Origin of the sequence: Bacillus sp. FSL W8-1202 (genome assembly GCF_038006165.1) — a bacterium.
Taxonomy (GTDB): domain Bacteria; phylum Bacillota; class Bacilli; order Bacillales; family Bacillaceae; genus Bacillus; species Bacillus subtilis.
The window spans coordinates 214,986-229,066 of the sequence record NZ_JBBOUR010000002.1 but is presented as its reverse complement, the minus strand read 5'-3'; the positions used below and the strand labels follow the sequence as shown (position 1 = coordinate 229,066).

11 protein-coding genes are annotated in these 14,081 nt (G+C 43.9%); 2 read left to right on the top strand and 9 right to left on the bottom strand.

The window, feature by feature from the left end; all coding sequences use genetic code 11:
• Nucleotides 1–56 precede the first annotated feature (56 nt).
• The 7 genes from mutM to citZ form a co-directional block, all read right to left on the bottom strand.
• Complete coding sequence (mutM, locus tag NSQ09_RS21185; protein WP_341032629.1) at nucleotides 57–887, bottom strand: DNA-formamidopyrimidine glycosylase; 831 nt, start codon at nucleotides 885–887, stop codon at nucleotides 57–59.
• A 22-nt stretch (nucleotides 888–909) separates the two neighbouring features.
• Nucleotides 910–3,552, bottom strand: a complete 2,643-nt coding sequence (polA, locus tag NSQ09_RS21180; RefSeq protein ID WP_129134348.1) for a DNA polymerase I — start codon at nucleotides 3,550–3,552, stop codon at nucleotides 910–912.
• Nucleotides 3,553–3,795: 243 nt separating this feature from the next.
• Nucleotides 3,796–5,535, bottom strand: a complete 1,740-nt coding sequence (phoR, locus tag NSQ09_RS21175; RefSeq protein WP_121591048.1) for a sensory box histidine kinase PhoR — start codon at nucleotides 5,533–5,535, stop codon at nucleotides 3,796–3,798.
• Nucleotides 5,528–6,250, bottom strand: a complete 723-nt coding sequence (gene phoP / locus NSQ09_RS21170; protein ID WP_003229442.1) for a two-component system response regulator PhoP — start codon at nucleotides 6,248–6,250, stop codon at nucleotides 5,528–5,530. The genes phoR and phoP overlap by 8 nt, the downstream gene beginning before the upstream one ends.
• A gap of 211 nt (nucleotides 6,251–6,461) precedes the next feature.
• Nucleotides 6,462–7,400, bottom strand: a complete 939-nt coding sequence (mdh, locus tag NSQ09_RS21165; protein WP_003237775.1) for a malate dehydrogenase — start codon at nucleotides 7,398–7,400, stop codon at nucleotides 6,462–6,464.
• A gap of 43 nt (nucleotides 7,401–7,443) precedes the next feature.
• Nucleotides 7,444–8,715: an NADP-dependent isocitrate dehydrogenase gene (icd, locus tag NSQ09_RS21160; RefSeq protein ID WP_014477637.1), complete on the bottom strand. Its 1,272-nt coding sequence runs from the start codon at nucleotides 8,713–8,715 to the stop codon at nucleotides 7,444–7,446.
• Nucleotides 8,716–8,879: 164 nt separating this feature from the next.
• On the bottom strand, nucleotides 8,880–9,998 hold the full coding sequence (citZ, locus tag NSQ09_RS21155) for a citrate synthase (RefSeq protein ID WP_004398810.1): 1,119 nt from the start codon (nucleotides 9,996–9,998) through the stop codon (nucleotides 8,880–8,882).
• A 428-nt stretch (nucleotides 9,999–10,426) separates the two neighbouring features.
• Between citZ and NSQ09_RS21150 the strand changes: the two genes are divergently transcribed.
• The gene (locus NSQ09_RS21150; RefSeq protein WP_014478984.1) at nucleotides 10,427–11,779 is read left to right on the top strand and encodes an IS1182 family transposase; all 1,353 of its coding nucleotides are present in this window, start codon (nucleotides 10,427–10,429) and stop codon (nucleotides 11,777–11,779) included.
• Between the two features lie 129 nt (nucleotides 11,780–11,908).
• On the opposite strand, the gene NSQ09_RS21145 is transcribed toward NSQ09_RS21150, so the two are convergent.
• On the bottom strand, nucleotides 11,909–12,373 hold the full coding sequence (locus tag NSQ09_RS21145) for a DUF441 domain-containing protein (protein WP_004398695.1): 465 nt from the start codon (nucleotides 12,371–12,373) through the stop codon (nucleotides 11,909–11,911).
• Nucleotides 12,374–12,469: 96 nt separating this feature from the next.
• On the opposite strand from NSQ09_RS21145, the gene ytvI reads away from it, so the two are divergent.
• Nucleotides 12,470–13,585 (top strand): sporulation integral membrane protein YtvI, encoded by a 1,116-nt coding sequence (ytvI, locus tag NSQ09_RS21140; RefSeq protein ID WP_004399115.1) that lies wholly within the window; start codon nucleotides 12,470–12,472, stop codon nucleotides 13,583–13,585.
• Between the two features lie 32 nt (nucleotides 13,586–13,617).
• Here the strand turns inward: ytvI and NSQ09_RS21135 are convergent, their stop codons facing one another.
• A complete protein-coding gene (locus NSQ09_RS21135; protein WP_014480543.1) occupies nucleotides 13,618–14,001 on the bottom strand; it encodes an FxsA family protein in 384 nt (127 codons plus the stop codon).
• Between the last annotated feature and the right edge of the window lie 80 nt (nucleotides 14,002–14,081).

The window sequence follows — 14,081 nt, the reverse complement described above, 5'->3', positions numbered from 1 at the left end:
CTCCATTACAGAGTTACTGATATATGCACCGACAGCTTGGACAATGAAGCATTATGCTACTTTTTTTTCTGGCAGTTTGCGCAAAAATGCGTGCCTCTTCCTCCAACGACAATTTTCGAAATCATCGTTCCGCAATTTTTGCATGGCTCGTCTTTTTTTCCGTACACAAAATGCTGCAGCTGGAACATTCCGATTTCCCCTTGGGAGTTGATATATGAACGGACTGTGCTTCCGCCCGCATCAATCGCCTCCTGCAGGGTGTTTTTGATTTCAGCGTGAAGGGTTTTGATTGTTTTATCTGATAATTGATTTGCTTTTGTCTCGGGATGGACACCCGCTCTGAAAAGAGCCTCATCCACATAAATGTTCCCAAGTCCAACTACCATTTTTTGATCCAGCAGGGCAGTTTTGACAGCACGGTTTGTTTTCGCAAGCCGTTCTTTTAAATACGCACTCGTAAATTCTTTTGCATCCGGCTCCGGACCTAACTGAGAAAGCGGGAGCTCGCCCGCTTCTTCTCCCGGTTTAAATAAGTGCATGGTTCCAAATTTCCGCACATCCCTGTACCGAAGCTGGGTTCCATCCGTCATCGTGAATATGACATGCACGTGTTTATCGTCAGGCTCCTCGGCTTGATGAAGACCGTATTTTCCTTCCATTCGAAGGTGAGAAACCATAACATAATGATCTAAATGAAACAGTAAAAACTTTCCCTGTCTTCCGATGGACTGTATCGTTTCTCCTGCTAGTTTTCGCGCAAATTCCTCCGGTTCGGCAGGCCGTTTGATGATATTCGGCCATCTGATCTCTACCGATTTGATTGTTTTTCCCTTTACAAGCCCGGTCAGAGTGCGCCGGACCGTCTCAACCTCTGGTAATTCCGGCACATCCATCACTTCCTATCTCTGTTTATTTCGCATCGTACCAAGATGGGCCTGATGCAAAGTCCACCTTTAACGGCACATCTAATGCAAGCGCATGCTCCATCACTTCAGGAACAAGCTTTTCAAGAATTTCAATTTCTTCCTTTGGCGCCTCAAAAATCAATTCATCGTGTACTTGAAGCAGAAGCCTTGCTTTCAACTGTTTTTCTTTCAGCTTGGCAGCCATGTCAATCATGGCTTTTTTGATAATATCAGCGGCACTTCCTTGAATCGGCGTATTCATGGCCGTCCGCTCCGCAAAACTTCGGATATTAAAGTTCCGGCTCGTCAGCTCAGGGATGTAGCGGCGGCGATGCATAAGCGTTGTTACGTATCCTTTTTGCTTCGCTTCCTGTACTGAATCTTCCATGTACGCTTTTACGCCTTGGAAGCTTTCCAGATAGCGGTCGATAAATGCTCCCGCTTCCTTCCGAGTAATGCCGAGGTTCTGTGACAGACCGTAATCGCTGATCCCGTAAACAATGCCAAAGTTGACCGCTTTCGCCTGGCGTCTCATCGCAGATGTCACTTCATCCTTAGCGACATGGAACACATCCATTGCCGTTTTCGTGTGAATATCCATATCATTTGTAAAAGCTTCGATCAGATTTTCATCCTTTGAAATATGGGCAAGCACCCGCAGCTCGATTTGTGAATAATCGGCTGCAAAAATGAGCCAGTCTTTTTCAGACGGCACAAAAGCTTGGCGAATTTTCCGCCCTTCCTCAAGCCTGATCGGAATGTTTTGCAGGTTCGGATCAGTCGAGCTGAGACGGCCAGTTTGCGTTAAGGCCTGGTTAAATCGCGTGTGCACTTTATGCGAATCCGGTCTCGTCACCTTTAAAAGCCCTTCGATATATGTTGATTGAAGCTTGCCAATTTGTCTGTACTGTAAAATATAGTCGACAATATCATGCTTGTCAGCCAGCTTTTCAAGCACATCTGCAGACGTAGAATAGCCTGTTTTCGTTTTCTTTACGACAGGAAGGCCGATCTTTTCAAACAAGATGACGCCTAGCTGTTTCGGAGAATTGATGTTAAACGGCTCTCCTGCAATCTCATGGATTTTTTCTTCATATTCCTTCAGCTTCGCACCCAGTTCTTCACCCATCCGTTTTAAACGGTCAACATCGACCTTGACGCCAGTTGATTCCATTTCGCCAAGAATAAGCGCAAGAGGCATTTCCAGCTCTTCAAACAGTTCAAGCTGGTCGTTGTTTTCCAGCTCCTGAACGAGCTTTTCCCGAAGGCTTTGAATCGCTAACGCTTTTCGGCCAAGGTGCTCAGACAGTACGTCTTCTGACGGCACTGCCCGTTTTGCTCCTTTTCCATAAACTGATTCATCACTTGAAACGATATGCAGGCCGTAATCCTTAGCCACACTCGCGACGTCGTCATATGAATTGCCCGGGTTGATGATATAAGCCGCAAGGAGCGTATCAAACTCGGCTCCTTTCAGCTCAATGCCCTGCCAGCGCAAAGCGACAACAGCCCGCTTGCTGTCGAAGACCCATTTCTTCTGCTCGTCATTTTCCACCCATTCTTTAAACACCTCAGACTCAACGGCAATGTCTTTCGGAATGAAATAAGCTCCCGTTTCATTTACGATCGAAAATCCGAGGATCGGCTCTTCATGATAATTATCGCCAATCTGTTCAACGACAAATGCGGATGGAGAAACCAATATATCGCTTGTCACGTCTGTGACTGTTTTGACATTAATGTCTTCCAACGATTGATCCTGTTCTGCTTCTGCACTGTCTTCTCCAAGCCGTTCAAGAAGCGTGTTGAAGCCAAGATCTTTAAAGATGGCAATGACCTGTTCACGATTAAAGCCTTGATATTCCAGGTCGGAAACAGATACCTCAATCGGAGCATCCGTCATAATTGTCGCAAGCTCCTTACTCATCAATGCCTGATCCTTAAACTCCTCAAGCTTTTCCTTCAATTTCTTTCCGCTCACCTCGTCAATGGACTCCAGCAGCTTTTCAACGGAATCAAATTGTTTTAAAAGCTTAATCGCAGTCTTTTCTCCGACGCCGGGCACACCCGGAATATTATCTGAGGAATCGCCCATCAGACCCTTCATGTCAATGATTTGTTCAGGCGTAAGCCCATATTTCTCTTTGACATGCTCCGGTGTGTAAAATTCAACATCGGTAATTCCCTTTCTCGTAATGGCAACTGTCGTTTTGTCCGTTGCCAGCTGTGTTAAATCCTTATCTCCTGAGAAAACCTTAACTTCAAATCCGTCTTTTTCAGCCGATTTGGCCAGTGTGCCGATAATATCATCTGCTTCATATTGTTCCAGTTCATAGCGGCTGATCTGATAGGCATCCAGCAGCTCGCGGATAAACGGCATTTGTTCGGAAAGCTCAGGCGGGGTTTTCTGTCTGCCGCCTTTATATTCTTTAAATGTGCCGTGACGAAATGTTGTTTTCCCGGCATCAAACGCAACCAGCATGTGCGTCGGTTTTTCATCCTCAAGCATTTTCATCAAAATCATCGCAAAGCCGTATACAGCATTTGTATGAACACCTTTATCATTGCTTAACAGCGGCAATGCAAAAAACGCCCGGTAAGCCAGACTGTTTCCGTCTACAAGCACTAATTTTTTTCGTTCCGTCATTCAATTTCCTCCTAAGAAGCCTCAGGCTTCCATTCATCTCTTACATAGTCATTAGCTCCTCTTATTTTAACAAAGTTCAATTTGAAAGGAAAATACGTGAACTATAAGAGAAGACACAAAAAAGGACGGGAACACAAATAGGTTCCCGCCGTCAAAATTGGCTCCTTGGATGAAGGGGTTCTACTACATCCTACCAGCATAGGTTTAACAGTGCATGAAGATATTGTTAAACCTTTGTAAACATTAGGCGGACTTTTCAGCGGCCCGTTTCAGCGTCACGGTAAAGACAGTTCCCCGTCCAGGCTCGCTTGTGACATCAATTTTCCCTTCATGAGCCTCTATTAAATGCTTGACAATCGCAAGGCCCAGCCCGGTCCCGCCCGAATTCCTGCTTCTGTCTTTATCAACGCGGTAAAAGCGTTCAAAGATGCGCGGAATTTCTTCTTTCTGAATTCCGATTCCGGAATCGGCAACCTCAATCTGAATGTCTTTTTCTCTGGGCTTTACATTGATAGCCACGGAGCCCCCCTCAGGCGTGTAGGTTAACGCATTGTTTACGAGATTAAGAAATACCTGTTTCAGCCTGTACGGGTCACCAGATACATATTGAGGGTCTTTCGGGACATTCAGTTGCAAGGAGATGCCTTTCTCATCCGCCTTATGCTTCAGAAGCGTTTCAATCTCACCAAGCATTTTGGCCGGCTCAAACGTTTCGATACTGAGCGTGAAATTTTGCTGCTCAATTTTTGAGAGATCGAGCAAATCCTGAACCAAAGACTGAAGCCTTTCGCTTTCCTTAAGAATAATAGAGAGAAATTCAGAAAGCGCCTCTTTGTCCTCCATCGCCCCGTCCAATAACGTCTCCGTAAACCCTTTTATGGACGTAATCGGCGTTTTCAGCTCATGAGAAACATTGGCCACAAAATCCTTCCTCATCTGCTCTAATTTCTTTGTTTCCGTCATGTCATGGAAAACGAGCACAATTCCTTTCCATTCATCGTCCGGCCCCATAATCGGAACGCCGTCCACTTCAAAATAACGCCGTTCTATTTTGATCGGAAGTCTTAACAGCTTGCATTTCTTTGTCTCCGTCATAAAAATGTCTTCGACAAGCTGGATCACTTCTTCATGTTCAAATGCATCGTGATAAAGACGGCGCAGCATATGATTCGGATTGATATGAAACTGTTTGGCGTAAGACCTGTTTACGAGATTAATAAAGCCTCTTCCGTCGATCATAATCAGCCCGGAGCCAATGTTTTCAATGACTGTCAGCAGCCGATCCCGCTGCATTTCCTGCGTTCGCGTCATTTCCATCAGATCAATGGCAAGGCTGTTCATCGCATGTCCTAGCTTATCAGAACGCCTAATATAGCCGCCGTACGTCCGTGCATCGTAGTTGCCCTTAGAGAGTTCTGTGGCTACATTTGTCGCTGACTCAATTGACCTTTTATAACGTGAGGTCATGCTGGAATAAAAATAAACAATGACGATAAATGCGGTACAAAGACTGGCCGTCAGCATCCCCCACAATTCGCCTTTTAAGCCGTCGCTTTTTTCAGAGGCGGAAAGCAGCACATATCCTGTTTTTTCACCTTCGCTTCTAAGTGAAAGTCCGTAATAAAGCTTGTTATCTGTTGTTGACAGAATACCCTCATGGCCGGAAACAAGCGCCTGCACCTTTTGGGAATCAGCCGCTCTTCCGTTTGATCCATACAGCACCTTGCCGTCTGTATCGATAACGGATGCGCTCACATCAAGCGCGCCGCCTGCATCTTTAATGATTTTCTCATTTGCTCGATCATTTAGATTGCCGGCATCAAGAAGCGAAGCCAAGTATTTTGCTTCTTTTTCAATGTGTTCCTCTGCTTTTCTTTGATCAGATGTTTCAAAAAGCTGCTGTAAAAACAGCCCGAGGACACAAAACACCAGAATCATACAGACAACGAATACAGAAAAAAGGCGCACACGGTATTTATTCATTCATTTTTGGCTCCTCCAGTTTATACCCCAATCCCCTAATCGTTTTAATGTAGATCGGTTTTTTGGTATTGTTTTCAATTTTGTCGCGAAGATGGCTGATGTGCACATCAACAATTCTCGTATCTCCGGCAAAATCATAATTCCAGACTGCGCTCAGCAGCAGGTCTCTTGTCAGAACTCTGCCTTTATGTCTGCCTAAATAGAGCAGCAGTTCGAATTCTTTCGGTGTCAGTTCAAGCTGACTTTCTTTAAAGTACGCTTCATAATGATCAGGCAGGATTTTCAGATCGCCGATTACGATCTGGCCTTCCATTTCATCGTTCTTCATCTCACTAGAGGGCGCAGCTATTTCCGAACGCCTTAAAATCGCTTTGACTCTCGCATTTACTTCCCTTGGACTGAACGGCTTGGTCATATAATCATCAGCACCGAGCTCCAGCCCTAATACTTTGTCGAATTCCTCATCCTTCGCTGTCAGCATTAAAATGGGAAACATCAGTTTTTGCTGTCTCAGCTGCTTGCATACTTCGATTCCGTCCAATTTTGGAAGCATCACATCAAGCACAATCAAATCAGGTTTCTCTGTTTCCGCTTTTTTTAGTGCTTCTTCCCCATCCGAGGCGGTAATGACATCATAGCCTGACCGTTCCAAATTGTACTGTAAAAGAGTAACAATAGATTCTTCATCATCCACAACTAAAATTTTCTTGTTCATGCTGTGCCTCCAGTATTATAATTCCCCGACATCCTATTTCTCTATTTTATGTCATCTTAACATGTTTCATGATTTTATTTTAGCGAAAGCAGGACATTCCGACAATTCGCCTTTTACATCATTTTTAAAAGAAATAAAGACGTTTATGATAGCGCTTTCATTTATAGTAAAAAGAGAAAGGCTGTATTAAGCAAGCCTTTCTCTCTTTTTATTAGGATAATACTTTCATGACATTTTTGACAGATTCAACTGATTTATTCAGCTGCGCTCTTTCATAGTCTGTCAGTTCAAGTTCAATGATTTGCTCAAGACCGTTGCCGCCTACAATTGTAGGAACACCAAGGTAGATGCCTTCATAGCCGTATTCCCCTTCAAGATAAGCAATTGTAGGAAGGACGCGGCGCTGATCTTTCAAGATCGCTTCGACCATTTCTGTTAGAGAAGCCGCAGGCGCATAATACGCGCTTCCGTTTCCAAGAAGATTCACGATTTCGCCTCCGCCTTTTCTAGTGCGCTCCACAATTGCGTCAATCCGTTCTTTCGGAATAAGAGTTTCAAGCGGGATACCGCCAGCATAAGAATAACGCACAAGCGGAACCATATCGTCACCGTGTCCGCCGAGTACGAAACCAGTCACATCTTTCACTGACAGGTTTAATTCCTCTGCCACAAATGTTCTGAATCTTGCCGTATCAAGCACACCTGACTGGCCGATTACACGCTCTTTAGGGAAGCCTGATTCTTTGTACACCGCGTATGTCATTGCATCAACAGGATTTGTCAGCACCACAATAATAGAGTCAGGAGAATATTTCACGATTTCCCGCGTAACGCTTCTCATAATCTTTTCGTTTGTAGAGACCAGATCATCTCTGCTCATACCAGGTTTTCTTGCGATACCGGCTGTAATGACAACAATGTCAGAGCCAGCTGTATCCTCGTAATTGGATGTTCCCGTAATTTTTGCGTCAAAGCCTTGAACCGGGCTTGCTTCAAGCATATCAAGCGCTTTTCCCTTTGTCGGGTTCTCCAATTGCGGAATGTCAACAAGAACAACGTCTGCCAGCTCTTTTTGAGCGATTAAAAATGCAGTTGTAGCTCCGGTAAAACCTGCTCCGATAACAGAAACTTTTTTACGAGTATTTCCCATGTCTCTCTTCTCCTTTATGGCTAGTTTTAGGCTTTTTCCTTGCTTAGTCCATGTTTTTGATCAGTTCTTCTCCGAACTCTGAACATTTCACTTCAGTCGCCCCGTCCATTAATCTAGCAAAATCGTAAGTTACGACTTTAGAAGCGATTGTTTTTTCCATAGATTTGATAACCAAATCAGCCGCTTCGTTCCATCCTAAATGCTCAAGAAGCAGAACGCCTGAAAGAATAACCGAAGATGGGTTTACTTTATCAAGGCCTGCATATTTAGGAGCCGTTCCGTGCGTCGCCTCGAAAATCGCATGTCCTGTTTCGTAGTTGATGTTCGCTCCAGGAGCAATGCCGATTCCGCCGACTTGCGCAGCAAGAGCATCAGAAATGTAATCTCCGTTCAAGTTCATTGTCGCAACGACATCAAACTCGTTTGGACGCGTTAAGATCTGCTGAAGGAAAATGTCAGCAATGCTGTCTTTGATAATGATTTTTCCTGCTGCTTCCGCTTCGCTTTGCGCTTTGTTGGCAGCGTCTTTTCCTTCTTCTTCAGCAATGCGGTCATATTGAGCCCATGTGAAGACTTTATCTCCGTATTCTTTTTCAGCAAGTTCATAGCCCCAGTTTTTGAACGCGCCTTCTGTGAACTTCATGATGTTTCCTTTGTGAACAAGCGTTACAGATTTGCGGCCATGCTCGATCGCATAATCAATGGCAGCTCTGACCAAGCGGCTTGTTCCTTCTTCTGAAACAGGCTTAATGCCGATACCTGATGTCTCAGGGAAACGGATTTTATTGACGTTTAACTCATTTTGAAGGAAGCTGATAAGCTTTTGCACTTCTTCAGAGCCTTTTGCATACTCGATGCCTGCGTAAATATCTTCTGTATTTTCACGGAAGATGACCATATCAGTATCTTCAGGGCGTTTTACCGGTGACGGCACTCCAGTAAAGTATCTTACAGGTCTTAAGCAGACGAATAGGTCAAGCTCTTGTCTGAGCGCTACGTTCAAAGAACGGATACCGCCGCCGACAGGTGTCGTTAACGGGCCTTTAATCGCGATGAAATATTCGCGGATCACATCTAATGTTTCAGCAGGGAGCCACTCACCTGTTTTATTATAAGCCTTTTCTCCGGCGTAAACTTCTTTCCATGTAATTTTCTTTTCGCCTTTGTATGCTTTTTCTACTGCTGCTTCCAAAACCTTCGAAGCCGCGTTCCAAATATCAGGACCGGTTCCGTCTCCTTCGATAAATGGGATAATCGGGTTGTTTGGTACGTTTAATACTCCGTTAGAGACTGTAATTTTTTCACCTTGTGCCACAATAAAAACCTCCCAGTATGTAATTCATATTTAGAAAACATTTTATTTTTCTTATATAGAAAACAAAATGATTTTTCCCAATATTCAATTTAAAGTGTAACCCAATTTTGATGTTCTGAACAAGAGGCTAACCTCATTGACGCAAGCCAGCCTCCAATGGTTCTTTAGGCTCTTTCTTCAATCGGAACGAATTTTTGTTTGTCAGGGCCTGTGTAATCTGCCCGCGGGCGGATCAGACGGTTGTTGTCATACTGCTCAAGAATATGAGCGAGCCAGCCGGACATTCTGCTTACAGCAAAAATCGGTGTAAACAAATCATGGTCAATACCGAGGCTGTGATATACAGAAGCCGAATAGAAATCAACGTTAGGCGGAAGCTTTTTCTCTGATGTGACGATGTCTTCTATACGAATCGACATCTCATACCATTTGCTTTCGCCTGTCAGGTTGGTCAGGCGCTTGCTCATTTCTTTCAGATGCTTCGCGCGCGGATCACCATGCTTATACACACGGTGGCCGAATCCCATGATTTTTTCTTTCTTTTCAAGTTTAGCGCGGATGTACGGCTCAGCGTTTTCCACTTCACCGATTTCTGTCAGCATTTTCATAACGCCTTCATTCGCTCCGCCGTGAAGAGGCCCTTTCAGCGCGCCGATTGCTGCAGTAATGCCTGAATAGATGTCAGAAAGTGTTGCGACGCAGACCCTCGCTGTGAACGTTGACGCGTTCAGCTCATGGTCAGCATGTAAAATCAATGCTTTGTTGAAGGCTTCAACTTCAATTGGTGAAGGCTCTTCACCGTTTAATGTGTAGAGAAAATTCTCCGCAATACCGTAATCTTCTCTCGGTTCAACAGGCTCAAGACCCTTGCGAATTCTGGAAAATGCTGCAACCAGGCCAGGCACCTTTGCCTGAAGGCGGATCGCCTTTCTGTAGTTGGCTTCCGGGTTCATGGTATCAGCCTCGCTGTCTAGCAGGCCTAGTAATGAAATTGCTGTCCGAAGAGCAGCCATGGGATGAACATTTTCGAGGGAATAAGATTTGAAGTGCTCAATAATTTCTTGCGGAACGGCAGCTTCCTTTGCAAGCTGCTGCTTTAACTCTTCAAGCTCTTTTTTGTTTGGCAGCCTTAGATGCCAAAGCAAGTAGATGATTTCTTCAAAACTTGCATTCTCTGTCAAATCATCGATATCATACCCCACATATGTAAGGGTATCATCAATAATAGAACTAACAGATGATGTTGTTGCTACAACCCCTTCAAGACCGCGTGTCGCTGTCATATATAACATCTCCTTTTCAATAAATTTCCCCTTTAAGAGTGTTGTAAAAACATGAGGCTTACTTAAAAAGCACGATGCAAGTATTTCTCTCCCCCAAAAAGAAAATGCTTACATTTTACTGGTTGCTGGAACTAAAACCCTTTGCTTATGAAAGAACATAACAAATTCTTATAAGCTTATTTAAGTTTAAGCCTATTCTCATTATAAACAATAATCAGACATTTGTTAAATGTTTACCTATAATTTTTTTTTTCATTCTGTGATTTCCCCGAAAAAACGCCTTTATTTGCGGGTTTTTGCATAAAAAAAAGCGGCTTTAAGGCCGCTTCAGGCTGTCGAGAAAATCTCGTCAGCCTTTATTTTTCCTTAAAATATCCATTCTTCTGTAATAAAATAAAAGAAAGACTTAAAAGGACGGTGTCTTTCTCATGTTCCACACAAGAAACTCTTCTCAAAACACAGCCGAATTTGTTCTGCTTGACCAACTCGTTGAAGAGGATCACCTGCTTCGGAAAATTGATAAACACATAGACTTCTCTTTCATCATTGAAAAGGTGAAACCTTACTACAGTGAAAACAAAGGCCGCCCCTCACTTGATCCGCTTATTTTATTTAAAATGATGTTTATCGGATACCTCTATGGTATCCGTTCAGAAAGACAGCTTGAAAAAGAAATTTACTACAATATGGCGTACAGATGGTTTCTCGGATTGAACATAAACGACCCGGTTCCACACCACTCCACCATCAGCTGGAACAGACGCACACGCTTTAAAGATACAACCATCTTCCAAGACATTTTTGATGAGATCGTTCTTCAGGCCATCAATCATGACATGGTGGGCGGACGAGTCCTATTCACCGACTCCACACACCTTAAAGCCAATGCCAACAAGCATAAATACACAAGAAAAACAATTGCGCAGGATACCCAAAACTATATCAAGGATTTAAATGAAGCCATTCAAGAGGATCGGGAGGAACACGGAAAAAAACCATTAACAGCCAAAGAGGAGGTGAAAGCTGAAAAAGAGATCCGCCACAGTACAACCGATCCGGAAAGTGGCTATCTGTATCGTGAAAACAAACCAGAAGGTTTTTTCTATTTAGATCACCGCACAACAGATATGAAATACAACATTATCACCGATGCCTACGTCACACCTGGAAATGTCCATGATTCTGTGCCTTATCTTGACCGATTAGACCACCAAATCGCACGATTTGGTTTTCAAGTAGAAGCCGTCGCCCTTGATTCCGGATATTTAACGACTCCGATCTGTAAAGGATTATCTGACCGCCAAATCTTTGGTGTCATCGCACATAGACGTTATCACCCTATCCGAGGCTTGTTTCCAAAATGGAAATTTCATTATGACAGTGAACAAGACAGATACATTTGTCCAAATCACCAAACACTTACATACTCAACAACTGACCGAAAAGGCTACCGGTCATATAAATCAAATCCTGAAATATGTTCCTCATGCCCACTGCTTGAAAACTGTACAAAATCAAAGAATCGGCAGAAAGTGATTACTCGACATGTATGGGAAGATCATAAAGAAAAGGTCAGACAAAATCGCTTGTCTGTTTCAGGAAAAAACCTCTACAAAAAAAGAAAAGAAAAAATAGAGCGAAGCTTTGCAGATTCAAAACAGCTGCATGGGCTTCGCTATTGCAGGTTGAGGGGAAAACGAAATGTGAGTGAACAAGTTCTCCTCACAGCCGCATGCCAGAACATGAAGAAGATTGCCACATACCTAGCCAAGCAAGGCTAGGCATGTGGGAGCGCTTTTTCTGCATCTGAAACCTGGTGAATATCTAAAGAAACAGTATAAAACAAAAAAGCTTGTAGAAAAAACATCGTTTTCTCTACAAGCTGAAGCGGCTTTAAGGCCGCTTTTTTTTTATGAAGTGAACAGTTTTACGATCTGCATGGCTAAATAAGCAATCCCCGCTCCGATCAGCGGTCCCACCGCAACTCCTCCAAAAAGCGCAACCGCAAGAATGGTCCCGATCACGAGAGCAGTTGTAATATGCGGATCATTTTCAAGCAGGGTCAGGCCGTTTTTTGCAATCAGCGCCACTGCGATCCCCGCTCCAAGGGCGATCCATGCGTAGGAAGACCGCATTGCTTCTCCAAGCTGCTTAAATCCGATTTCTCCCGTGGCAATCGGGACAAGAACGGCGATGGTAATAATGGTCACACCCCAGTTAATGCCTTTTGACTGGATGGTCGGAAATAATTTCTGATCAAGTCCAACGATTTTGATGATCAAAAGGACGGATACAGCAAAGAGCAATGATTGGTTTTTTGCGATAAGTGCGATAGCCAAGAGTAAAATTAAAAATAAATTCGCTTGTGTAAACACATGCCATCCCTCCTTTAAGATGAATGTATTCATATTCAGCAACAGCGTGAATACATATAAAAAATAGGACATGCTGACGAGAGGAGGACCGTTTTCGTGAATCAATCTTATATCACTATTTTTTTCAGAACCCTCTTTGTCATATCAATGACCGCAGGGTCGATAGCTGCGGCCTATTATTCGTTTCCGTTAACTTATCCGTTCCTGATCGCCCTTATTCTTTCTTCAGTGATTCATCCTGTTGTCGATTATTTGGACAAAGTGACAGGATTCCCCCGAACGATAAATGTTCTGGGCGTTCTTGCTTTTTTTCTGCTCGCAGCCTTCGGTGTGCTCACCATTCTGGTAGCCGAAATCGTAACGGGAACAGCCTATCTAGCAAAAACGCTGCCTCCGCATATCAGCACGTTTATTTCATATTGCGAAAAATTGTTTACCACTCATATTCAGCCGCTCTATAACGAGTTAACTCTTTTGTTTCAAGAATTGGAAACGAACCAGCAGGCTTCCATCGTCACTCATATCCAGACACTCGGAGATTCTGCCGCTAAAAATGCCGGGCTCCTGCTGTCCCACATTCTAGAGATGATCCCGAGATTTTTCGCTCTTCTTCCCAATACGGCGGCGGTTCTGATTTTTTCTCTTCTGGCAACCTTTTTTATGACAAAGGATTGGCATAAGCTGAAAGCCATGCTTGTTTTAATTCTGCCGGATCGTGTGACAGCTAACAGCAAAGCAATCAGCAGCGAATTAAAAAAAGCAATGACTGGTTTTATCAAAGCACAAGCCGTCCTCGTTTTCATCACGATGGTGATTGTATTTATCGGCCTTTCTCTCTTAAAGGTTGAACACGCCGCAACAATTGCTTTTTTAATCGGGCTTGTAGATCTTCTCCCTTACTTAGGTGCCGGCTCCGTATTTGTACCCTGGATTTTGTATTTATCGATTACGGGCCAGCTGCCCCAAGCGATCGGAATCGGTATCCTGTACCTCGTCGTTCTTATTCAGCGGCAGCTGACAGAGCCCAAGATACTAAGTAAATCTATCGGGATCGATCCGCTGGCAACGCTCATCGCCCTGTTTGCCGGCTTTAAATTATTCGGGTTTTTAGGACTGATTGCGGGACCCGCTGTACTCGTCATCATCCAAGCTTTCATCACAACAGGCGCATTAAAAGAAATATGGTCCTATATCACCGTTCAGCAAAAATAAAACGGCAGCCGTTTTTTCATGGCTGCCGCTTTTTATTTGATGATGATCCGCTTATTCTTCGACATACCTCTCAGCCATTTGAACAGAATCGGCTTACACCAGCCGCGGGTAAACGGGATAAGAAGACAGGCGCCGGCCAAATCTGATAAAAAGCCCGGAAGCATCAGCAATAGACCGCCAATGAAAATGCACAGACCGTCAGCAATCGCTTCTCCCGGCATTTTGCCATATTGAAGATCACGCTGAACCTTATAATACACTTCGGTTCCTTGTTTTTTTGCAGCTGCTGCGCCGATAATGCCCGTCAGAATCATGAATAGAACTGTCGGTAAAATGCCAATCAGCTTGCCTAAAAATAGGAATATGCCGATTTCTATTGCCGGAAACACAATAAAAAGCAAAAACAATAATCTCATATCCAAGCCCCCCACACGTGTAACACGTTCTGTTCAACAAAAGGCATGATAAAGAGAAAAGGAAGGGATTCCCCTTCCAT